Genomic DNA, 23,071 nt, shown 5'->3' with positions numbered 1-23,071 from the left:
TTATGTCTACCATAGCCAATAAAGTTCCTTTAGGCCAGAAAATCGCTTTTGGATTAGGTATGCTTGCTAACCAAATGTTTCCAGCTGTTATTGGTATATTCATTGTGGTTTTAGTTAAGGATTTAGGTTTTCCAGGTTGGATGTGGGGAGTGGTATCACTAGCGCCAAGAATCTTTGATGCTATTACAGATCCAATTATGGGGTATATTTCTGATAATACCAAATCGCGTTGGGGAAGACGACGACAATATGTTTTTATAGGAGCTATAATTATGGGTATTGCCTTTATCATTATGTGGCAATTATTTAGAGAGAGTTCGCTCGATTATAATTTTTGGTATTTTTTATTGACATCGTTTCTGTTTTATTTGGGTTTAACCATTTTTAGCGTGCCTTACGTAGCAATGGGTTATGAAATGAGTGATGATTTTCATGAGCGTACAAGTATCATGGCAGTTTCACAATGGATTGGTCAATGGGCTTGGGTAATAGCTCCTTGGTTTTGGGTTATTATGTATGATCCAGAATGGTATCCGTCGGCAGATGGGGCTGTAAGAGAATTGGCTATTTGGGTCGGCATTATATTTGCAATTTGCGCAATGGTTCCTGCTATTTTTATTAAAAGTAGATCAACAGTCAATGAAGATTATTCCTCGCTGACGCTTAAAAACATTGGTGGTAGCTTAAAGGAAATCGGTAGTAACTTTGTTGAGGCTTTTAAATCAGTACCTTTTAAAAAGCTTTGCTTTGCTACATTTTTTGTGTTCAATGCTTTTAATACCGTAGCTAGTTTTACGTTTTTTATCATTGTGTATTACCTCTTTAATGGAGATGCTACAGCTGCAGGTATTTGGCCTACTTTATTTGGAAGTATTGGTGCTTTGGTGACGACGTTTTTAGTAATTCCAATAGTGGCTAAAATGTCGAAAGTTTTAGGTAAGAAAAAGGCCTTTATGGTGTCACAAGGTGTTTCTGTTATAGGGTATATTATGCTCTGGTTTCTGTTTATCCCTGGTAAACCCTATATGTTTTTATTTGCATTACCATTTTTCTCTTTTGGAATCGGTGGATTATTTACCCTTATGATGTCTATGACAGCAGATGTTATTGATTTAGATGAATTAAAAACGGGGAAACGTAGAGAAGGAGTTTTCGGTGCTATATACTGGTGGATGGTAAAATTTGGTTTCGGAATTGCAGGTGGGTTAAGTGGTACAATTTTGACTGTTATAGGATTTGATTCTGTACTCCAAGTACAGCCAGAAGGAGCAATTACAGGTTTACGTTTATTCTTTTCAGGATTACCAATAGTTGGTACACTTATAGCTATGTATATAATGCGCAATTATGATATAACAGAAGAAAAAGCTAATGAAATTAGGGCAGAATTAGATCAACGCAAAACGACTATTTAACTAAGTAACTGAATATTGTATTATGTCTTTAAGAGAAGAGAAATTTCTAGCATTAGCATCTATCGATTATGCTGATAAAGATATAGAAGGATTAAAAGAATTATATAGAAACGTATTGTCTGATGGAATTCACGGACTTTGCTTTAGTCCTTATCTAGAAGGACAAGAGCCAGGTGATGAATTGTCTGAGTCGCAAATAAGAAGACGTATCAAAATCATTAAACCTTATACCAAATGGATACGTTCATTCTCTTGTACAGACGGTAATGAGCTTATACCTAAGATTGCGAAAGAATATGGTATTAAAACACTTGTTGGTGCTTGGTTAGGAGATGATAAAGCGATTAATGCAAAAGAAGTAAAAGGGTTAATTGATTTAACAAACCAAGGCTATGTTGATATTGCAGCTGTTGGTAATGAAGTGATGTATCGTGGTGATTTAACCGAAGAAGAATTATTAGCGGATATGTACAACGTTAAGCAATCTATTAGCGCAAATATACCGGTAGGTTATGTAGATGCTTATTATGAATTTTCTAATCGCCCAAACGTTACAGAAGCTTGCGATATCATCTTGGCAAATTGCTATCCTTTTTGGGAAGGTTGTGACCAAGATTATTCATTATTATATATGAAGGATATGTACCAACGAGCGCTAAAAGCAGGAAACGGAAAAAAAGTTATTATTACAGAAACAGGCTGGCCAAATAAAGGAACCAATTTAGAAGGTGCTTTCCCTTCTGAAAAAAATGCAATTAAATACTTTTTAAATTCTCAAAAATGGTCTAAAGAAGAGGGAATTGAAATGTTCTTCTTTTCTTCTTTTGATGAATCTTGGAAAGCTAGAACAGAAGGAGATGTAGGGTCATATTGGGGAATTTGGGATAAAAACGAGAAGCTCAAATATGAGAAACAAACTCTAAAATATTAAAATTGACTTCAAAAGTATAATTAACCCAATGTATGCCTATAAGTATTGTAATTAATTGGTTATGAGTCTGCTAGTCTTAACCTCTAAACTCAACTTGGAATGTTAATGCTAATAACAGGACTACCAATACAGCACAAGTGTTTAATTCGTTATGTAAGCAAATCATAAATGTACCGTCTAATGCATCAGAAATTACAGTTGACGCTTCAAGATTATTAAACGGTATTTATAGTCAAAAATTAGCTTAAGTCATTTTATAAAGACCATTAAATTAGTTGAAAACTAATTCCCTAATTTAGTTTTTAAGCCTAATTTAGAAAGAGTATATAACAATTGTATACTCTTTTTTTATTTTCTAATAGTGTCGCATTTTTAGATTGTAGTTTAGTAAGTCCTTAAATTTTTATTAAAACATAAGAACTTCATTTGTAATAAAAGTAAACTACTTATGTGTTCTACATTTTACGTCCGCAACAGTTTCTATTTAGTTTTTAAAAATGAAAATTGAGTCTTTTTTTTGAATTGTAATAGTTGATTAATTTCTTAGTATTTATCTAATCGTTTTTTAAACGATTAAGCGACAGTGAAGTATAAGAGTGGGTAAATTAAGGGTAGAATTTTGATCCCTTCTAGAACATAACTCTGATTTTATTACAATACAACTTAGTATATAAAGACGCTATTTATTTTAACAGTTGTGTCTAGCTAAAATAGTGATATATGGAGCACAACATTACCTATACAAAGGTTGTTTTTTGTTTGATTTTTAGAATGTTAACGAATTCTTCTAAATACGTTAAAACCTACGCTATAATTGCTAAACTCTTAATTAAATCAAGGTTTTATTGCGGTGTATGTTTTTTGTACGGTGATTTTTTTAGGAATCACTAATGTTTCATCTTAGTTTTGGTTTTAACAACATTTAAGATCATTAAAAATGTTTAATAGAAACAGGTAATGAACGATGATGTTGAACTATTTAACTAAACTAATATATAAGAATTATGAAAAAAATTACTTTTTTGTTTGCTTTGCTGATTGGAGCCTTTGGTTACAGTCAAGAATTGCCATTTACTTTTACCGATGGTGGTGTTCCAACTCTACATGGAATTATAGGCGATGTCCCTGAGGTTATTATTGCGAATGCGCTTGATCCAGATGATGTAACTAACGATGTACTATCAATAACAGGTAGTGGTAACGATTGGGATAATGCTCAGGTTCTTTTTGCTAATAACTTAGATTTATCTGATGACAGTAATAATACAATTACATTCAGATTTAGAAACTTAGCGAATGATGGTGTGCATACACATGCATTAAAATTTGAAAATGGTACTGGTCCAAATACTGAATTGGTATTTACAACGGAAGATGATCAGTGGAAGGACATTTCATTAGATTTCCCTGCTGGTCTTGGAAGTTATGGGAAGATGGTTATTTTTACTGATTTTGGTTCTGCTAATACAGCAGTAGGAACGTATTTAATTGATGATATCGCAGGAGCATCTCATACATCTATACTTCCTGAATTTAGTCTACCAGTAGATTTTAGTGATGACTTTAATGATATGATGCTTGGTGGTGATGCTACCGTTAGTATCGTTACAGATCCAGATGATGCCACAAATAATGTATTACAGGTTATAGGTTCTGGTGGAGATTGGGATCATGCTCAGGCAACTTTCGTTGCACCTCTTGATCTTTCCGATGATGCTAATAACACAATGAGATTTAGAGTAAGATCAACTACAGCAGCTCCTGGAGAAGTAAATGATCATCTTTTTAAACTTGAGCAAGCAACCGCCGGTGGTGATGTACAATTAGAGTTTTCTACAACAGGAACTGACTGGCATGATATTGAGTTAAATTTTGGTTCAGGATTATCGTCTTATGGTAAATTAGTAATTTTTGTAGATTCAGGTTTAGGAAATTCTGCAGCGGTTATTGGAACGTATTTATTTGATGATATTTTAGCACCTGGTGCTGATGCAGAAGAGGAAGAACCAGAACCGGTTGTTAATACAGATTGTGCAGGCCAAACAGATGAGGCGCAACAAGGTGAATTTACAGATGGCTATAACTATGCTTTTGTTACTACAGGTACTAGTGTCGAGTTTACATTCCAGCTACTAGATGATAAAGCAGGTGTAGTTGCTTATTTATGGAGACAATCACCTTTTAATGAGGTGCCTATGACTAGTCTTGGAGATAGAGCATTTTCAACAACGATAAATGATTTAACTGTTGGTGATGAGGTTAGCTACGCATGTAAATTTGCATACGCAGGTGGTCAATCAGTAACCAAATATTTCACTTACGAAGTCGGTGATGATTGTACCTTAAGTACAGTTGATTTTGAAACAACTGCTTTTAAGGTGTTCCCTAACCCAACTAAAAATAACTGGAATATAGAGAGTAATACAACAATTAACTCTATTACTGTATTTGATATTTTAGGTAAAAAAGTAAGTGTCGTAAAACCAAATGCAACTGAAGCTGTAATTAATACGTCTTCATTAAAATCTGGTGTTTATTTTGCTAGAGTTGAAGGTGTTAATGGTTCAAAAAGTGTAAAGCTTATAAAAGAATAATATTAATAGCAAGATTATTTTTAACAAAAAGCGTGTTTATAGTATTTAAACACGCTTTTTTTATGAACTAACGTTATATATTTTCAAATTAGTGATGTATAATTGAGTATTACTTATTAATATTGAAAAAGTCTACTTTAATTAGCTTGTATTATTTGTAGTATTAACTATTTTAATATTAAATTACATCAGCATCAAATAATGATGCTATAATTAGCTTGTGAAAGTAGTAATAGATCCCTTACTTTAGAATTAAAAAAATAATAAAATGACAACACTCAAAGAATTAGCAGCACTGTTGAATATTTCAGTTTCTACAGTTTCAAAAGCGTTAAATGACAGTCATGAAATTAGTGAAAACACAAGGATACGAGTTAAGGAGTTGGCCACAAAGCTAAACTATAGACCCAATAGAATAGCGCAACAACTAAAAACGAATAAAACTAAAATTATTGGTGTCATTCTTCCGACGGTTACCAATCCATTCTTTGCTGAAGTATTACACGGTATTGAAAAAACAGCAACTAATAATGATTATGATATTATTGTTTGTTTATCAAACGAAACGTTGCATAAAGAAAAACGAAGTTTGGATCTTTTAGCAAACGGAAGTGTTGATGGATTTATTATAGCTGTAGCAAGAGAGAGCCAAGTAAAAGAACAAACCGATCATATAAAGTCTGCTATAAAAAGTAAATTACCTGTTTTAATGTTTGATAGAGTCGTAGATGATATTGAGTGTAATAAAGTAATAGTAGATGATTTTCAATCTGTGTACGACGCTACTGAGCATTTAGTAGTAAAAGAACAACGTAAAAATATTCTTCTAGTAAGTAATATTGAAGAGCTTAGTGTTGGTCAGCTTAGAATAAGTGGGTATACAAAAGCATTAGAAGATCATAATTTAGAGCTTCATATTTTAAAATTAGATAATGCTATGGATACAGATGTTGAAAAGAAAATATATGATTACTTAGAACAAAATACATCAGTTGATGCGATTCTATCTATAGATCACGTTACAGGAATTGTGGCCATTAATATGGCTAAGAAGTTAGGTAAAGAAATCCCTAAAGATTTATCAGTTGTTGGTTTTGGTTACGAGCATACCCAATTATTATCGAGTCCAAAAATCTCAATTATTCATCAAAAAGCGCATAAAATAGGCGAGATGTCTACAAAATTATTGATCGATAATATTAAAGATGAAAATTTAAAAATGCAAACTATTGTTGTGCCTAGTGAGTTAAAGCTAAGTGAATCGTCTAAAACTGAATTTTAAAAAAAGACATAAAAAAAGCTTGATAAAATCAAGCTCTTTTTATTTTAGGAAGTTAGGTCTTATAAACCTTTAACTTTATCTGCAGCTTTAGTTACAGCATCGTCACCAGCTTTTTTAGCTGAGTCTACTGCATCAGTACCTGCTTTTTTTGCACCTTCAACTGCGTTGTTAGCAGCATCTTTTACATCATTAGCCATGTCATTAGCTCCTTCTTTAGCGCCAACAACTGCATCGCCGGCAGAATCTTTAGCATCGTCCATAGCTTCACCAGCATCATCAATAGTATCCTCCATTGCGTCACCAGCGTCATCCATAGTGTCTTCTATCGCGTCACCAGCATCGTCTAATGCATCACCTGCATCATCCATTGCGTCTTCAATAGCGTCTTCAGTATTTTCTGCTTTAGTTTCTCTACAAGACGTAAATGATAATCCTAATACAGCAACTAGTGCTAAACTTAATACAACTTTTTTCATTTTATTGGTTTTAGTGTTAATTTATGTTAATATACGAAAATAGTAATTTAGCTGAATTATCAATATCTTTTATTGATTAATCTTCGTACATCGTTGCTATATACGTTTGTAGTAATGCATTTGGATTCTTTTTTGTGAATTTTTTTTAATTTTAATTATTATATTAAATATATTTTTACCTCAGATAATTTTTACAATTAACAGATATGATTATTAAAAGACCCAATTATAAAAAGCTGCAATTCATTGCTTTAATTTTATTTTCAATTATGAGCTTTTCGCAGAATAACCGAATAGAAAAAAGCATTATAAAAGCAGTAGATAAACATTCGGAAAACGCTATTGACTTGATTAAAGAATCTGTCAACATCAATAGTGGTACTATGAATTTCGAAGGTGTAAAAACCGTAGGACGTTTATTTCAAAAGGAATTAGACAAATTAGGTTTTAAAACCGAATTAACAAATGGTGATGCTTATGGCAGAGCCGTACATTTAATAGCAACAAGAAAAGGGAAAAAAGGGCCAAAATTTTTAATGATTGGTCATTTGGATACTGTTTTTGAATTGGATAGTCCTTTTCAAGACTACACCATGCTTAACGATTCTATAATGAAAGGTCCAGGAGTTGCCGATATGAAAGGTGGTGACGTCATCATTATTTTAGCCATGCAAGCGCTCCACGAAGCTGGTCTTTTAGACGATATGTCTATAGAAATCGTCATGACTGGCGACGAAGAAAAAAGTGGAGATCCTTTAGAGTTGTCTAAAAAAGCTTTAATCGATGCGGCAAAACGAGCAGATATTGCTTTAGGCTTCGAAAATGGAGATAACAATCCAAAAACGATAGTAGTGTCTAGAAGAGGTTCTGCAGATTGGCAACTTAAAGTAAATGGAAATCCAGCACATTCTTCACAAATTTTTACAGAAGCGATTGGAGCAGGAGCCATATATGAAACGTCTAGAATTTTAAATGAATTCTACGTTCAGTTAGCCAAAGAAAAAGATTTAACTTTTAACCCGGGATTCATTATTGGAGGTACAAGGTTGCAACCCGATGAAGACGGAACGGGAGGACATGCCTTTGGGAAAACGAATGTGGTATCTCAAGACGTTATTGTTAGAGGAGATTTAAGAGCGGTGTCTTTAGATCAATTAGTAAAAGCTAAAGCGACTATGGAAAGAATAGTTTCAGAAAATTATCCAAAAACGAATGCTGAATTAACATTTTCAGCAGGAGCGTATCCTCCATTAGCAAAAACCGATGGTAATGTGAAGTTATTGGGGTATTATAATACCGTAAGTCAGGATTTAGGCTTTGGACCAGTTAAGGCGGTAAATCCAAGAAATGCAGGTGCTGCAGATATTTCATTTACTTCAGAATATGTCGACATGGCAATCGATGGTTTAGGACTTACAGGAGGTGGAGATGATCATACAATTAATGAAACCGGCGATTTAAATACGGTGGCAACACAAGCAAAAATAACCGCAGTTTTGATGTACAGGTTAGTGCATTCTAAATTGTAAATAACTAAGTCAATTACAAAAACGAATGATAAGTATTATGTCAGTCTGAGCGCAGTCGAAGACCTTGGTAATCATGGTTTTAATAGCATTTCGACTGCGCTCAATGTGACATTTCATTTTTCGTCATATAATAAGTGAATTATTGAATTTAAAACCATGGACTTATTTAATTCTGAAATAGATGCTAATCTTTTACCATTTGATGGCGAAGTCAATTATTATGGCTCCATAATGACTATTGAAGAAGCACAAAAATATTACGAAAAGTTACTTCAACATATTGATTGGGAGAATGATAAAGCGATCATTTTTGGAAAACTAATTATTACGAAACGAAAAGTAGCTTGGTATGGAGATCAACCATTTAGTTATACCTATTCTAAAACTACAAAATCGGCATTACCATGGAATAAAGAGCTCTTAGAGCTCAAGCAAATGGTAGAAGTCAAAACAGGAGAAACTTTTAACTCATGCTTACTTAATTTATACCATAGTGGAGAAGAAGGTATGGCTTGGCATAGTGATGGCGAAAAGGATTTAAAAAAGAACGGAGCCATTGCGTCTTTAAGTTTTGGTGCAGAACGTAGATTCTTATTTAAACATAAAGAGACTAAGCAAAACGTTTCTGTTCAATTGGAAAAAGGCAGTTTGTTAGTGATGAAAGGATCAACTCAAACCCATTGGTTACACCGCTTACCACCAACTAAAAAAGTGAAAACACCACGGATAAATTTAACGTTTCGGACTATAGAATCTTAATTAGGATTCTAAATAGTCCATGATTTTTACAACAGCACCAATATTAGATTCAATATAAGATTTAGTAATATCACCTTGTCTTTTTCTCAATACATCATCTGTTAGCAACACGTTTAAAGTAGCGTTGAAGGCTGAAGAACTCGCCAAACTAGTAACTCCTCCTAAATCAATAAGTGTTTTAGCTTCTGGAAATTTCTCATAATTTTTTCCAATAAGAATCGGGATTCCAAATACTGCAGGTTCTAGTATGTTATGCAAACCAGTTGTTCCTGCACCTCCACCAACGTAAGCAATGTCTGCATAGCTATAAGCTTTGCTTAAATAACCAATAGTGTCTAAAATAAAGACCTTGTAATCGACTAAATTTTGATTTTTAGTTAATTCTGAATAACAAATCGTTTTTACGTTTAATTGCGATTTTAAAGAAGCCACATAACTAGGCTTTATATTATGAGGGGCAATTACAAACTTTACTTCTGAATTCGAATTTATGAAATCCATATATAATTTATCATCATCTGGCCAAGAACTTCCAAAGACCATACATAATTTGTCATCCTTAAATTCGTCAATAAAAGAAACCGTATTGTCAACTTTTAATTGATTTGAAACCCGATCAAACCGTGTATCTCCAGAAACAGAAACAGCATTGTAATTAATACTATTAAGTAATGTTTTAGAATTTTCGTTTTGTGTAAAAATATGATTGAAGGCAAACAGAGCAGACTTTGCATAGCTTCCATACCATTTAAAAAAGGCTTGATCTTTCCGAAACGCAGCAGAAATTAAGATCGCTTTTAAGTCACGCTTTTTGATTTCATGTAGAAAATTAGGCCAGATTTCATATTTCACAAATAGGATATAATCTGGATTCACCAAATCTAAAAACCGTTTAGCATTTGCTGTAGTATCTAGAGGAAGGTAAACAACAACATCAGCGATTTTTGTATTCTTTCTAACCTCATAACCAGAAGGGGAAAAGAATGACAACACCACTTTGTAATTAGGATGTTTGGCTTTTAGAGCTTCAAAAACAGGTAACCCTTGTTCGTATTCTCCCAAAGAAGCGCAATGAAACCAAAAGGTTTTATCTTTTGACTTGATAATATATTGAAGCTTTGAAAAGGTGTTTTTTCTGCCAATGACACCTTGCTTCAATTTAGAATTGAATAAAGCCGCAATTTTAACAACAAAACTAGCTAAGTAAATTCCTATAGAATAGAGTCCTTTCAAAAACAAAGATTTGTGCTAAAATACATTTCTTTCAATTAATTGCGTTGTCATAGCGCTTACAATTTTGTATTTTCGCTAATAGCTTTACGCTTTTTTATATTTACACTAAAATGTAGTCTTCACAATGAAAAAAATACAGATGGTTGACCTTCAAAGTCAATATGCCAAAATTAAAGATATAGTAGATCCTTCGATTCAAGAAGTAATGGATAATGCCACTTTTATCAATGGACCTAAAGTACATGAGTTTCAAAAAAATCTTGAGAATTATTTAGGAGTTAAACACGTTATACCTTGTGCTAACGGAACGGATGCCTTACAAATTGCCATGATGGGTTTAGGTTTGCAACCAGGAGATGAGGTCATTACCGCAGATTTCACATTTGCTGCCACTGTTGAGGTTATTGCATTACTACAATTAACTCCGGTTTTAGTTGATGTAGATCCGATAACGTTTAATATCGATGTCGCTGCGATTGAAAAAGCAATTACGCCAAAAACTAAGGCTATTGTACCTGTTCATTTATTTGGACTTCCGGCAGAAATGGATGCTATTATGGCTTTAGCAAAAGCACATAACCTATACGTAATTGAAGACAATGCACAAGCTATTGGCGCAAGTTATACACATAAAGATGGTAGTAAAACCAAAGCAGGAGCTATAGGTCATGTAGCTTCGACGTCATTTTTTCCATCAAAAAACTTAGGTTGTTACGGAGATGGTGGAGCAATTTTTACTAATGACGATGAGTTAGCGCATACAATTAGAGGTATTGTAAACCACGGTATGTACGAGCGTTATCATCATGATGTTGTTGGTGTAAACTCACGTTTAGATTCTATTCAAGCTGCTGTTTTAGATGCTAAATTACCGCATTTAGATACTTACAATACAGCGAGACGCAATACAGCAAAAAAATATAATGAAGCCTTTAAAAACCATCCAAATATAACTACTCCAACAGGTTTAGAGGCTAATGATGGTGATGATAGCCATGTGTTTCATCAATATACACTTAATTTAAAAGACGTGGATAGAGATGCTTTAGTGGCACATTTACAATCAAAAAATATTCCATGTGGAGTGTATTATCCAATACCGTTGCACAGACAAAAAGCGTATACGGATGATCGCTATAATGAATCAGATTTTCCGGTTACAAATGCGTTAATTAAATCTGTGATTTCGCTTCCAATGCATACGGAGTTAGATGATGAGCAAATTGAATGTATTACAAGTACAGTTTTAAGTTTTATCGATTCAAATAAATAATATAAAACGAGCATGTTAAGAGCTTTGTTAATCAATGAGTTGATTAATAGTGAACAGCATGTGACATTTGAGAAAATTATATAAAGAACACATGAAAATTTTAGTAACAGGTGGTTTAGGTTTTATTGGATCGCATACCGTAGTAGAATTACAAAACGAAGGCTACAACGTTGTCATTATAGATAATTTATCTAATTCTTCAATCGAAGTTTTAGATGGTATCACAGCTATTACAGGCAAAAAACCAATTTTTGAGAAATTAGATTTGAAAGTAAAACCAGACGTTCAAGATTTTTTTAAACGTCATAACGATATTGTGGGTGTCATTCATTTTGCAGCCAATAAAGCGGTTGGAGAAAGTGTGGCCGAACCTTTAATGTACTATGAAAACAATATAACTACTTTGGTTTATTTACTTCAAGAATTAAAAGGTTTGAGTAAGAAGAATTTCATCTTTAGTTCGTCTTGTACCGTTTATGGACAAGCCGATGAATTACCGATTACGGAAAATGCACCTGTGAAACCTGCTGAGTCTCCTTATGGAAATACAAAGCAGATTGGTGAAGAAATTATTAGAGATACTTGTCGTGTAAATGGAGATATAAAAGCAATTGCTTTACGTTATTTTAATCCAATTGGAGCGCATGATTCAACAGAAATAGGTGAACTACCCATTGGAGTTCCACAAAATTTAGTGCCTTTTATAACACAAACAGCTATTGGTATGCGAGAGCAATTGTCTGTGTTTGGAGGCGATTATCCAACGTCAGACGGTACTTGTGTAAGAGATTATATCCACGTGGTGGATTTAGCTAAAGCCCATGTCATAGCTTTACAGCGTTTGTTAGATGTTAAAAATGATTCTAATTATGAGTTTTTTAACCTTGGAACTGGAACAGGAAGTACGGTTTTAGAAGCTGTTCAGTCTTTTGAGCGTGTTTCAGGAACATCTTTAAATTATAAAATAGTAGATCGAAGAGAAGGTGATGTTATTGCGGCTTATGCCGAAACGTCTAAAGCAAACAGTGTTTTAGGTTGGAAAACAGAATTAAACTTAGATGATGCTATGGCTTCCGCTTGGAAATGGGAACAGAAAATTAGAACGAAATAGACGAAATAGCAACAGATGAAAATTTTTTTCAAGATTTTAGTATTGCTCTGTGGAGTAACGCTTACGGCACAGACTACATATTTACATTGTGGTAAATTAATTGATACAAAATCTGGAAAAGTACTCATAGAGAAAACAATAGTTGTTACTGGAGATAAAATTATTTCAATTGAAAACGGTTATGTCAATCCAACAAATTCTGAAGATGTAACAGTTGATTTAAAATCTAAAACCGTAATGCCAGGTTTAATAGATATGCATGTGCATATTGAAGGCGAAACGAGTCCAAAATCTTATCTCAATAAATACACCTTGAATGATGCTGATGTCGCTTTTAATTCTACAAATTATGCGAAAGTAACTTTAATGAGTGGTTTTACAACCGTTAGAGATTTAGGAGGTTCTGGAGTGAATATCGCCTTAAGAAATGCTATAAACTCAGGAAAAATTGTTGGTCCAAGAATTTTTACTGCAGGTAAATCTTTGGCGACTACAGGTGGTCATGCCGATCCAACAAACGGTTCTAGTAAAAATCTTATGGGTGATCCTGGGCCGAAAGAAGGTGTAGTAAATGGGGTAGAAGACGCCAAGAAAGCTGTAAGACAACGTTATAAGAATGGTGCAGATTTAATTAAAATAACAGCAACAGGAGGAGTTTTAAGCGTGGCTAAAAGCGGACAGAATCCACAATTTTCAATAGAAGAAATTAAAGCAATTTGTGAGACCGCTAAAGATTATGGTTTTCATGTGGCAGCACATGCACATGGAGATGAAGGCATGCAACGTGCCATTTTAGGTGGAGTTAAAACGATTGAGCATGGCACTTTAATGAGTGCTGAGACTATGGAATTAATGAAAAAGCACGATGTGTATTTAGTACCAACCATTACAGCAGGAAAATTTGTGTCAGACAAAGCAAAAATTGAAGGGTATTATCCAGAAATCATTGTGCCTAAAGCTTTAGACATTGGACCTAAAATTCAAGATATGTTTGGTAGAGCCTACAAAGCAGGAGTTAAAATTGCTTTCGGAACAGATGCAGCAGTATTTTATCATGGTGACAATGCAAAAGAATTTGGTTATATGGTTGAAGCTGGTATGCCAGCAATTGAAGCGCTTCAATCTGCGACAATTACCAATGCCATGTTATTAAGTATGGAAGACCAAATTGGGCAGTTAAAACCTAATTATATTGCAGATATAATTGCAGTAAATGACGATCCAACAACAACCATTTCTACTATGGAAAATGTCATTTTTGTTATGAAAAACGGTGTTATTTACAAAAAATAGCCAAATTTAGGTGCTTTTTCGTTTATTGAATATGTAAATGACAAGCTACAACGTTGCGAATATGTTAATTCTTTTAGTGTCTGATTTTCAATATGATAATATCAAAAGCCGTTAGCTAGGTTTTAACACTGATTCCTTGGAGTTGGTCATCAATCTTCGTTGCTTTGTAGTGCAATGATAATTGAACAACATGAAATTGATTAGTATTAAAAGAGAGACCAAAACCGAAGGTCGCTTCACGAAAAAAATGGGTGTAATGTTAACTAATGTTACCTACATTAAAAAGCAATTCTTAAGTATTCCTTACAAAACACTTCATAAATACAGAGAAACGTATTATGGTGAAGTTAAAGATTGCGAAGACTGTAAATTAGCGCGTTAGTTTTAAAACTCTAAACAGAAACGTTTTCTTTCTTCTTGCTGTTAAATATTCCACTGAAAAGTAGAATAACCATTCCTAGGGTAACAGACATATCAGCAACATTAAAGATTCCTGTTTTAAATACACCACCTAAATTAATATAGAAAAAGTCAGTGACTTGGCCAAATACAATACGGTCAAAGACATTGGCTATACCTCCTCCTGCAATACAGCAAAACGCAATAAGGCTCATACGGTCTAATTCTTTAGTTTTTATGGTATAATAAATCACATAAGCTAAAACAAGGGTTGGTAAAATTAACAAGAAGATTAATCTAAGAGTTGGATTCATATCACTTCCCATACCTAAAAAAGCGCCTTTGTTTTCTACCCAAATGAGTTGAAAATAATCTTGTATCACATTGATTTGCCCTCTCCCACCTTTAATCATTGTGGTTCTAACAATTACTTTAGAAATTTGGTCAATAGCAATATTAAATGCGATGAGTATTATGATAAATAGTGTTCTGTTCAAATCAGTGAGTTTTAGGCATTAATTTCAAAAGTAGCTGAAGCCGTTTCTGCTTCACGATGTATTTTCTTTACTAAGCCTTGTAATACTTTTCCAGGACCAACTTCAGTAAAATGTAATGCTCCATCGGCAACCATTTGCTGTACAGATTGCGTCCAACGTACAGGTGCCGTTAATTGTGAAATTAAATTGGCTTTAATTTCGTTTTCATCAGTAATAGCAGATGCTGTTACGTTTTGGTATATTGGGCAGTTAGGCTTGCTAAATGTTGTGTTTTCTATGGCAGCCGCTAACTCTTCACGCGCAGGCTCCATTAATGGTGAATGAAAAGCACCACCAACAGGTAATACTAAAGCACGTTTTGCACCGGCTTCTTTTAGCGCTTCACAAGCTTTATTAATAGCTTCAACGTCTCCAGAAATCACTAATTGACCAGGGCAATTGTAATTTGCAGGAACTACAACTCCGTCTATAGTTTTACAGATGTCTTCAACAACGTTATCTTCTAAAGCTAAAACGGCAGCCATTGTACTTGGTTGCAATTCACAGGCTTTTTGCATGGCTTGGGCACGTTGAGAAACTAATTTAAGTCCGTCTTCAAACGTTAATGCTCCTGCAGCAACCAACGCAGAGAATTCTCCAAGAGAATGACCAGCAACCATATCTGGTTTAAAGCTATCTCCAAGTGTTTTTGCTAAAATTACAGAATGTAAAAAGATAGCAGGTTGAGTCACTTTAGTTTGCATTAAATCTTCCTTAGAACCCTCAAACATAATGTCTGTAATATGAAAGCCTAAAATATCATTGGCTTTTTCAAATAATTCTTGAGCTAAAGGTGAATTTTCGTAAAGGTCTAATCCCATTCCTGAGAATTGAGCACCTTGACCTGGAAATATATATGCGTTCATGTGTGTTTTAATTTAAGTTGCAAAAATAGGAATTAATATTTTCAGTTTACAGTATTCAGTCGCAGTTTTCAGTTAGTGTGTAATTGACTGAAAACTCTACGAACAAGCCGCCTCCGCACAACGCTCACCATCCATCGCAGCCGAAATAATACCCCCAGCATAACCTCCACCTTCGCCACATGGAAATAAATTAGTGATTTCAGGATGCTCTAAAGTTTCGGTTCTCGGAATATTCACAGGTGATGAGGTACGCGACTCTACACCGATGACATTAGCTTCTTCGGTATAATAGCCTTTCATTTTTTCACCAAAAGCTTTAAATCCTTTACGTAAGGAGCCTCCAATTATTTTTGGTAATAAAGAATGTAATGGTGCTGAATTTAAACCAGGTTGATAAGAGGTTTCATTTAAACTTGAAGATAATTTTCCTTCAACAAAATCCGTTAATCTTTGAGCAGGAGCAGATTGTCTACGTCCACCAGCTGTAAAGGCTAAACGTTCTAAATCTTTTTGATATTCTAAGGCTTTTAAAGGGCCAAAATGTTCGTATTTATAGAGGTCTTTATCAGCATTGATTTCTGTGACAATACCTGAATTGGCAAATTTATTATTTCGCTTGGAAGGCGACATCCCATTAACGACAACTTCACCATTGGCTGTGGCTGCAGGAACAATGAATCCACCAGGACACATGCAAAATGAATACACACCTCTATCGTTCACTTGTTGTACCAAACTGTATGAAGCTGCCGGTAGTAACGCGTCGCGTTGCTCACCTTTACAATGGTATTGGATGCCATCAATTATTTCTTGTGGATGCTCAACTCTGACTCCCATGGCGAAGGATTTTGCTTCAAGCTTAATCTTCTTGTCATTCAATAAGTAAAAAATATCCCTTGCAGAATGGCCTGTGGCTAGAATGACTTTTTCAACATCGAGTTCATTGTCATTGTTAAGTTGAATCGCAACAATTTTACTATTCTTAATCATGAAATCAGTTACACGCGTTTCAAAATGCACTTCACCACCAAACTTGATGATATTCTCTCTTATATTTTGAACAACTCTTGGTAATTTATTAGTTCCGATATGTGGATGCGCATCAACTAAAATCTGATCTGTTGCACCATGAAATACTAAGTTTTCAAAGATTCGTCTAACATCTCCTCGTTTTAAACTTCTCGTGTATAATTTACCATCAGAATACGTGCCAGCACCTCCTTCACCAAAACAGTAATTAGAATCTTCGTTTACAAAATGATCTTGGTTAATGGCCTTTAAATCACGTCGACGGTCTTGTACATTTTTACCGCGCTCTAAAACAATAGGTTTAAAACCTAGTTCTATACAACGCAATGCCGCATACATGCCTGCCGGTCCAAAACCAATAATGTGAACAGGTTTTGCATTAGAAACGTCTGTGTAATCAAAATGGTAATCTGAAGTTTCAGGTACAGGTTCATTGATGTACACTTCAACTTTATAGTTGAACATAATATTGCGCTTACGTGCATCAATCGATTTTCTTAGAACTTTTATTCCTGAAATATCGGAAGATTTCATTCCCAAATCATAGGCTGCTTTATTAAGCAAACCATCGGGTTGTCTTTCTTGCTGTAAATTAATGCGTAGTTGTAAGGCTTTTATCATGTTGCAAAATTAAAGAAAAGAAATGTTATCAAAACTTTTTAAATAGTAATAAGTTGTAATGCTAACGTTTCCATATAAGCATAAAAAAAACCACGTTAATTAACGTGGTTTGATTTTTTATCTCAACGGTGTTAAGATTTTGTTTTTGGTTGATCTCTATTTATTTCTGTAATATCAATGTCTGTAGCTTCTGTATTAAGAAAGTGTTTGCTAAAATGATCGGCTCTTAGCCAAAATGAATATTCTGTCATGTTTCCAAAACTATGACGTTGACCTGGCATAAGCATAAAATCGAAACGTTTATTCGCTTTTATTAATGCATTTGCCATTCTAATAGTTCCACCAGGATGTACATTGTTATCGACATCACCTGTAATAAGCATTAGATTTCCTTTTAGGTTTTGTGCTAAAGATTGGTTGTTGTCAATAAGGTATTTGTATTTTACATTACCATCGTCATCCATTTCTTCTTGCACACCATGATGTGTTTCACTCCACCAACTGTTATAAATACTATTATCATGATTTCCTGCAGAAGACACCGCAGCTTTAAAGAAATCTGGATACACTAACATGGCTGCGGTAGACATAAAGCCACCACCAGAATGGCCGTAAATTCCAACTTTATTAATATCAATATAATCATGTTGATCTGAAAGTTGTTCTGCGACATGTCTTTTATCTGCTAAACCGTAATCTCTAAGGTTACCATAACCATAATTATGGTACCATTTAGAACGGTCTGGATGTCCACCACGATTACCCATAGTCACTACAATAAATCCGACTTGTGCCATACGGTCTAAACGATCCATTCTAACAGAAAACGATTTGTTTACAGCTTCGGTTTGAGGACCTGGATAGACGTATTCTAATAAAGGATATTTTTTTGTGTCATCAAAATCATAAGGCTTATACATTACACCATAAATATCTGTAATACCATCATCTGCTTTCATTTTAAAGGTCTCAGGAAATTGATAGCCTGTTGCCATTAATTGGGATAAATCGGCTTCTTCTAAATTCATAATAAGCTTACCAGTATTGGATCTTAATTCTGATTTTGGAACGGTATTCACTCTAGAATAGTTACTCACAAAGTAGGCATTAGAATCTGCCATGTCTGTACTAGAGTTATAGTCACCAGGGTTTAACGCTTGTAAACCAGAACCATTTAGATTAATCTTATAAAGATGCTCAAAATAAGGGTCTTGATCTTTTGCAATACCATGTGCCGTAAAGTAAAGCGTTCTGCTTTTTTCGTCCACACCAATAGCACGTTCAACATGGTATGAACCAGAGGTCACTTCGTTTTTTAAGTTTCCTTCGGTGTCATACAAATAATAGTGTGCCCAACCCGAACGTTCTGCCCAATGCAGCATTTCAGTTTCGTTATTTAACAATACTAAAGGGCGCGATTCTATATAGGTATTAAAACGTTCTTCAATTAAAACTTTTGTCTCTCCTGTATTAATATCAGCCACACAGATATCTAGTTTTTTACGATCTCTGCTAATTGTATTATAATAGATTTTACCTTTTTTAGATAATAGTAATGATGGGTTGAAGTCATCGTTATAGCTCGATTTTAATCTCGGCTCGCGATACACTTGAATGCTTTGCTGCTTTACCGTATCTAATTGCACCTGAATATTTGATTTTGAAGGAATATCAAAAACATGCAGTTCTGTTTTGTAATAGTCGTCTTCACCTGGCATGTGGTATTTGTAAGATTCTAAAGTTGGGCGTTTTCCTGAAGTGGTATTAATTACCCATAAGTCGTTAATGTGTCTAGAATCTGTTCTTTGAAATACAAACTTTTTAGAATCATGAGACCAAACTCCTCTAACTGATTTGCGCTTGTCTTTATTCTTTAATTTTTCCTCATTATTTTCGCCACGACTGCTTCCGCCATAGTCATAATTTTCTTCTCCATCAGTGGTCCATTGGTTTTCAACTATAGTAGAATCTTTTTCGTTTTTTACAGCTTTTAAGAAGTTTTTCTTATCCATCCAATACAAGTTGTAGTGTTTAGAAAATAAAACTACAGAACTGTCAGGTGCTATATTAGCCCACTTTTTCCAATCTTCTTTTTCTTTCTTTTTATTGCTAATAATGGTTAAGCCATTACCGCCAAGACGATACTCAAAGTGATATACTTTATTTACTTTTTCTGCCTTTTTAGCTTTTCCTTTTTTCTTTTTATCTGTTTTTGTAGAATCTGTTTCTTTTGTATTCTCTTTTTCTTCGTTTACGTCATCGTCTTTTTTCTCTTCATCAACTTTCTCTGTTGATGTGACATAGAAACGTATCGCTGTTTCATTTTTTACAAATTCAAAATCAAATTTAGGTAAATGCTGAGCGTCGTAAGGATCTTTCGTGATTTCAGTCAGCCATTTAGCCATTTTTTCATTATCAAAAAGTGCTTTTTTGCTGCGATTATCAGCATCTACAATATAGTAATTAGAACCTTCTGTTGTTTTGTATTGATACCAAAATTTATTGCCGTTTTTCAACCAATTTGGTCTTACTGAAGTAGAATGAACTAACTTTCCTAAATTAGTTGGGGAATATTTAGCCGCAGCTCTATAATTTGGTGTTGGCGTGGTACTTTCCTTTTCGCTGTTTTGTGCATTTATTAAACTAAAGGATAAGCTTAAAAAGAGTAGAAGTATTAATTTTTGCATGCTTTGTTAAGTGATTTAAGAGGGGTTAGTTTCTAGATTTGACTAAATTACTTGTAATATTATAAAATTGGTAAATATTTAACATTAGCCTAACGATTTAGTAGGGGTAATATTTTTCTTATGAACTGATTTTACTATCTTGAAACCTCAAAATAAATCATAATTGAGCTGGTTAAAAAAAGACCCTTTACAAATTATTGCGTTTCAGAGTTATGGAACAAATTCCCATTTTTATGCTAGAGGTAGAGCTTTGGAAGATGAATCTATTGATTTAGACGACCAACATATTTGGCACCTTATAGTGAATACTTGGAAACGATTTGAAACTGACGAAATTAAACATGTCGGTTTAGATTTAAAGTTGCCTAATAATAAGATTATAAAAGTCAACACGGACGAAAATGGTTATTTTATTGCTGAAGAAAATATAGAAAACTTAAAAGATTTAGCAAATGAAGAAGGTTGGCTTTCTTTTGAACTTTCGTATAATGACGTTAATATTAAACGCACTATTCAGAATAAAAATAGATTTCCTGGTGAATTATTAATTCCGTCTAGCAAAGCTCAATTTGGTGTTGCAAGTGATATCGATGATACTATATTACATACAGGTGTGGTGTCTATTCTAAAATGGAAGGTGATTTATAATTCCATTTTTAAACATGCTAAGAACAGAATTCCTTTAGAAGGGTCGGCAGAATTTTATCACAAGTTACACCGTGGAGTCTCTGGTAAAAACTCGAATCCTATTTTTTATGTGAGCCATAGTCCTTGGAATTTATACCGCTACTTAGAACTTTTTTTAAGACAAAATAATTTCCCTAAAGGCCCTATTTTATTGCGAAGTCTAAGTAATCTTCTTAGAAAGAAATCTCAAGATGAAAAGCCACAAAAACAAAAGGAAATAATCAATCTATTAAAAACATACCCTCATTTACCGTTTATATTAATTGGAGATAGTGGAGAACACGATCCCGATATTTACATGGAAATTGCAGATGAATTTCCAAATCGAATTTTAGCAATTTACTTGCGAAGTGTAAAACACAAAAAGAAAATGTTACGTGTTAAAGGTATTGTGGATGGTTATAAAGTAACACCAATGTTGTTAGTGAAAAATAGCCAACAAGCCATAGAACACGCTAGGCAAAATGGATTTATTGCTTAAGAATAGTATCAATACGTTTTTTATTGTGTTGTTGTAATAATACAGGATATAGATTGAAAATAACATTAAACACAAGCATAATTAATGCTGACATATACAGAGCACTCCAAAGTTTTATAAGTATGATTATTATAATAAACGTAAAGCCAATAATATGGCCCATTTCAGCATAAACCATTTCACTTCTGAGCTGTTTTAAATCTTCACGAGAAGCTCTTTCTTTAAGTTTTATATTTTGATTGAAGACTTTAAAGAAGCTGTTTTTAATGATCCATCCAAATTTATGTAATCCCAAAATTTTGCGTAACCCTTCGTTCTTAATAAAGTTTAAGTTTGATATTTTGGAATAAAACTTGGCTGTTTTTAGGGCGTTATTAAGTAATAATCCAATTGTCCAGGATACAAAAGTGATGACAATGGCATTTAGAAAATGGAGTACCACAATTACTTAGAACAACCCATTTATCTGAGCATCAATTCTATTAATGATGTCTCCTAAATCTTCAGGATTTGCAACAAAATCGAGATTATCCACATCGATTATAAGTAAGTTGCCTTTATCGTATGTAGAAATCCAGGCTTCATAGCGTTCATTTAAACGACTTAAATAATCGATACTGATGGTGTTTTCGTAGTCGCGACCTCTTTTATGAATTTGAGATACTAAATTAGGAATAGAACTACGTAAGTAAATTAGTAAGTCTGGCCCATTTACAAACGATTCCATAAGTTGAAATAATGACGAGTAATTTTCAAAATCACGATTGGTCATTAAACCCATGGCATGCAAGTTAGGTGCAAAAATATGAGCATCCTCATAGATGGTTCTATCTTGTATAATGTCTTTTCCGCTATCATGAATCTGATTCACTTGGCGAAATCTGCTGTTTAAGAAATAGACTTGTAAATTGAAGCTCCAACGTTCCATCTGATTATAAAAATCATCTAAATAAGGGTTATCTACAACGTCCTCTAATTGCGCCTCCCATTTAAAGTGTTTGGCGAGTAATTTTGTGAGCGTTGTTTTTCCAGCTCCTATATTTCCTGCAACAGCAACATGCATAATCTATTCTATTTTTAATTGGTAATGACGTAGTAAATTTAAGCCGTAAATATACACCGTTTCATTTGTTACCAAAAACTGTTTTATTAACATTTTTGGATGTTTTATGGGGTGAATTATAGCTTCGTTTTTTTCTAAGATAAATAATGATTCCCCCTTTTTTAACACCAAATGCGCTTCGTTAAAAGCTAAACTTTCGTAGCCTGAATTTTCTATTTTTCGGATTAAACTTCCAAAGTAATTATAAACGTAGAGGTAATTTTTAGTCAATAAATAACAATAATTATAATCGCTTTTTAAATCTAAAACTTCAGATTGAACAGGAACCGTTTTTAGTTTAATCTTATTGGTTTGATAATCGTATAATTCTAGATACTGGTAATCTTGATTAAATAGCCATAACGAATTATCATAACCAGAAGACACAAAAGAGACGTTTTTGTAGGGTTGAATAGAATTGAAATCTACTTTTTTAATTTCAGCTAAACGATTATCTAAAACTACAACCGTATTAAAGTCTTTATAAAATAGATTTAGTTTTAAAGGATTAAACGTGTTGGCAGAAGTAATGTCACCAAGCTGAAAGTTGGCATACGTAATAATGGTATCCTTTGTTTTTTTATGAAAGGAATTATTTTCAGTAGCATAATAGAATGTCCCAAAATTATCAATTCCAAAAATGGATTTAGCTTTAAGCTGTGTCGAATCTTTTAAAGTCGCTGTAATTTGCCGTTGCGTTTTATCTTGAGAAAAACTGAACAAACTAAAGAAAAGGAATAAAAGGACTAACTTTTGCATGACTGTGG

At 33.7% G+C, this 23,071-nt stretch carries 20 protein-coding genes and 1 pseudogene; 12 read left to right on the top strand and 9 right to left on the bottom strand.

Going from position 1 to position 23,071, the window contains the following annotated elements:
• The first annotated feature begins 2 nt into the window (after positions 1-2).
• The 5 genes and pseudogenes from HM984_RS14700 (at position 3) to HM984_RS14685 (ending at position 6,222) form a co-directional block, all read left to right on the top strand.
• Positions 3-1,415 (top strand): MFS transporter, encoded by a 1,413-nt coding sequence (locus HM984_RS14700; protein ID WP_179349702.1) that lies wholly within the window; start codon positions 3-5, stop codon positions 1,413-1,415.
• A 22-nt stretch (positions 1,416-1,437) separates the two neighbouring features.
• On the top strand, positions 1,438-2,346 hold the full coding sequence (locus HM984_RS14695) for a glycoside hydrolase family 17 protein (protein ID WP_179349701.1): 909 nt from the start codon (positions 1,438-1,440) through the stop codon (positions 2,344-2,346).
• Between the two features lie 92 nt (positions 2,347-2,438).
• Positions 2,439-2,594, top strand: a pseudogene (locus HM984_RS17970) (T9SS type A sorting domain-containing protein); the annotation flags it as partial.
• Between the two features lie 756 nt (positions 2,595-3,350).
• Positions 3,351-4,940 (top strand): T9SS type A sorting domain-containing protein, encoded by a 1,590-nt coding sequence (locus HM984_RS14690; RefSeq protein WP_179349700.1) that lies wholly within the window; start codon positions 3,351-3,353, stop codon positions 4,938-4,940.
• Between the two features lie 268 nt (positions 4,941-5,208).
• Positions 5,209-6,222 (top strand): LacI family DNA-binding transcriptional regulator, encoded by a 1,014-nt coding sequence (locus HM984_RS14685; protein WP_179349699.1) that lies wholly within the window; start codon positions 5,209-5,211, stop codon positions 6,220-6,222.
• Positions 6,223-6,281: 59 nt separating this feature from the next.
• Here HM984_RS14685 and HM984_RS14680 read toward each other — a convergent pair whose 3' ends face one another.
• On the bottom strand, positions 6,282-6,698 hold the full coding sequence (locus HM984_RS14680; RefSeq protein WP_179349698.1) for a hypothetical protein: 417 nt from the start codon (positions 6,696-6,698) through the stop codon (positions 6,282-6,284).
• 206 nt (positions 6,699-6,904) lie between these two features.
• Here HM984_RS14680 and HM984_RS14675 point away from each other — a divergent pair, with 206 nt between their 5' ends.
• Both HM984_RS14675 and HM984_RS14670 read left to right on the top strand, forming a co-directional pair.
• Complete coding sequence (locus HM984_RS14675; protein WP_179349697.1) at positions 6,905-8,227, top strand: M20/M25/M40 family metallo-hydrolase; 1,323 nt, start codon at positions 6,905-6,907, stop codon at positions 8,225-8,227.
• 156 nt (positions 8,228-8,383) lie between these two features.
• Entirely contained in the window at positions 8,384-8,986 is a 603-nt protein-coding gene (locus HM984_RS14670; protein ID WP_179349696.1) for an alpha-ketoglutarate-dependent dioxygenase AlkB family protein, read from the top strand.
• On the opposite strand, the gene HM984_RS14665 is transcribed toward HM984_RS14670, so the two are convergent.
• Positions 8,987-10,219, bottom strand: coding sequence for a 3-deoxy-D-manno-octulosonic acid transferase (locus HM984_RS14665; RefSeq protein ID WP_179349695.1), 1,233 nt, complete (start codon positions 10,217-10,219; stop codon positions 8,987-8,989). It abuts the gene before it with no gap.
• A 124-nt stretch (positions 10,220-10,343) separates the two neighbouring features.
• On the opposite strand from HM984_RS14665, the gene HM984_RS14660 reads away from it, so the two are divergent.
• The 4 genes from HM984_RS14660 to HM984_RS14645 all read left to right on the top strand — a co-directional run bounded on the left by HM984_RS14660 (position 10,344) and on the right by HM984_RS14645 (position 14,278).
• Entirely contained in the window at positions 10,344-11,492 is a 1,149-nt protein-coding gene (locus HM984_RS14660; RefSeq protein WP_179349694.1) for a DegT/DnrJ/EryC1/StrS family aminotransferase, read from the top strand.
• A 91-nt stretch (positions 11,493-11,583) separates the two neighbouring features.
• A complete protein-coding gene (gene galE / locus HM984_RS14655) occupies positions 11,584-12,603 on the top strand; it encodes a UDP-glucose 4-epimerase GalE (RefSeq protein WP_179349693.1) in 1,020 nt (339 codons plus the stop codon).
• A 15-nt stretch (positions 12,604-12,618) separates the two neighbouring features.
• Positions 12,619-13,896: a metal-dependent hydrolase family protein gene (locus tag HM984_RS14650; protein ID WP_179349692.1), complete on the top strand. Its 1,278-nt coding sequence runs from the start codon at positions 12,619-12,621 to the stop codon at positions 13,894-13,896.
• Positions 13,897-14,086: 190 nt separating this feature from the next.
• On the top strand, positions 14,087-14,278 hold the full coding sequence (locus tag HM984_RS14645) for a hypothetical protein (RefSeq protein ID WP_020895523.1): 192 nt from the start codon (positions 14,087-14,089) through the stop codon (positions 14,276-14,278).
• A 10-nt stretch (positions 14,279-14,288) separates the two neighbouring features.
• On the opposite strand, the gene lspA is transcribed toward HM984_RS14645, so the two are convergent.
• The 4 genes from lspA to HM984_RS14625 all read right to left on the bottom strand — a co-directional run bounded on the left by lspA (position 14,289) and on the right by HM984_RS14625 (position 20,034).
• Positions 14,289-14,792, bottom strand: coding sequence for a signal peptidase II (gene lspA / locus HM984_RS14640; protein WP_179349691.1), 504 nt, complete (start codon positions 14,790-14,792; stop codon positions 14,289-14,291).
• Positions 14,793-14,803: 11 nt separating this feature from the next.
• Positions 14,804-15,697, bottom strand: a complete 894-nt coding sequence (gene fabD / locus HM984_RS14635; RefSeq protein WP_179349690.1) for an ACP S-malonyltransferase — start codon at positions 15,695-15,697, stop codon at positions 14,804-14,806.
• Positions 15,698-15,793: 96 nt separating this feature from the next.
• Positions 15,794-17,347 (bottom strand): NAD(P)/FAD-dependent oxidoreductase, encoded by a 1,554-nt coding sequence (locus tag HM984_RS14630; RefSeq protein ID WP_179349689.1) that lies wholly within the window; start codon positions 17,345-17,347, stop codon positions 15,794-15,796.
• A gap of 131 nt (positions 17,348-17,478) precedes the next feature.
• Positions 17,479-20,034: a S9 family peptidase gene (locus HM984_RS14625; RefSeq protein ID WP_179349688.1), complete on the bottom strand. Its 2,556-nt coding sequence runs from the start codon at positions 20,032-20,034 to the stop codon at positions 17,479-17,481.
• 163 nt (positions 20,035-20,197) lie between these two features.
• Here HM984_RS14625 and HM984_RS14620 point away from each other — a divergent pair, with 163 nt between their 5' ends.
• A complete protein-coding gene (locus HM984_RS14620; RefSeq protein ID WP_179349687.1) occupies positions 20,198-21,202 on the top strand; it encodes an App1 family protein phosphatidate phosphatase in 1,005 nt (334 codons plus the stop codon).
• Here the strand turns inward: HM984_RS14620 and HM984_RS14615 are convergent.
• Genes HM984_RS14615 through HM984_RS14605 form a run of 3 tightly spaced genes read right to left on the bottom strand, consistent with a single transcriptional unit; the run spans position 21,192 to position 23,063 of the window.
• Positions 21,192-21,644, bottom strand: a complete 453-nt coding sequence (locus tag HM984_RS14615; protein WP_503328567.1) for a glycosyl-4,4'-diaponeurosporenoate acyltransferase CrtO family protein — start codon at positions 21,642-21,644, stop codon at positions 21,192-21,194. The genes HM984_RS14620 and HM984_RS14615 overlap by 11 nt on opposite strands.
• A gap of 6 nt (positions 21,645-21,650) precedes the next feature.
• A complete protein-coding gene (locus tag HM984_RS14610) occupies positions 21,651-22,265 on the bottom strand; it encodes a deoxynucleoside kinase (protein WP_179349685.1) in 615 nt (204 codons plus the stop codon).
• A gap of 3 nt (positions 22,266-22,268) precedes the next feature.
• Positions 22,269-23,063, bottom strand: coding sequence for a hypothetical protein (locus tag HM984_RS14605; protein WP_179349684.1), 795 nt, complete (start codon positions 23,061-23,063; stop codon positions 22,269-22,271).
• Between the last annotated feature and the right edge of the window lie 8 nt (positions 23,064-23,071).

This window comes from Winogradskyella pacifica, from assembly GCF_013403915.1.
Classification (GTDB): Bacteria; Bacteroidota; Bacteroidia; order Flavobacteriales; family Flavobacteriaceae; genus Winogradskyella; species Winogradskyella pacifica.
Note: the sequence above shows the minus strand (reverse complement) of the source record. Positions and strands in the feature narration are given on the sequence as shown.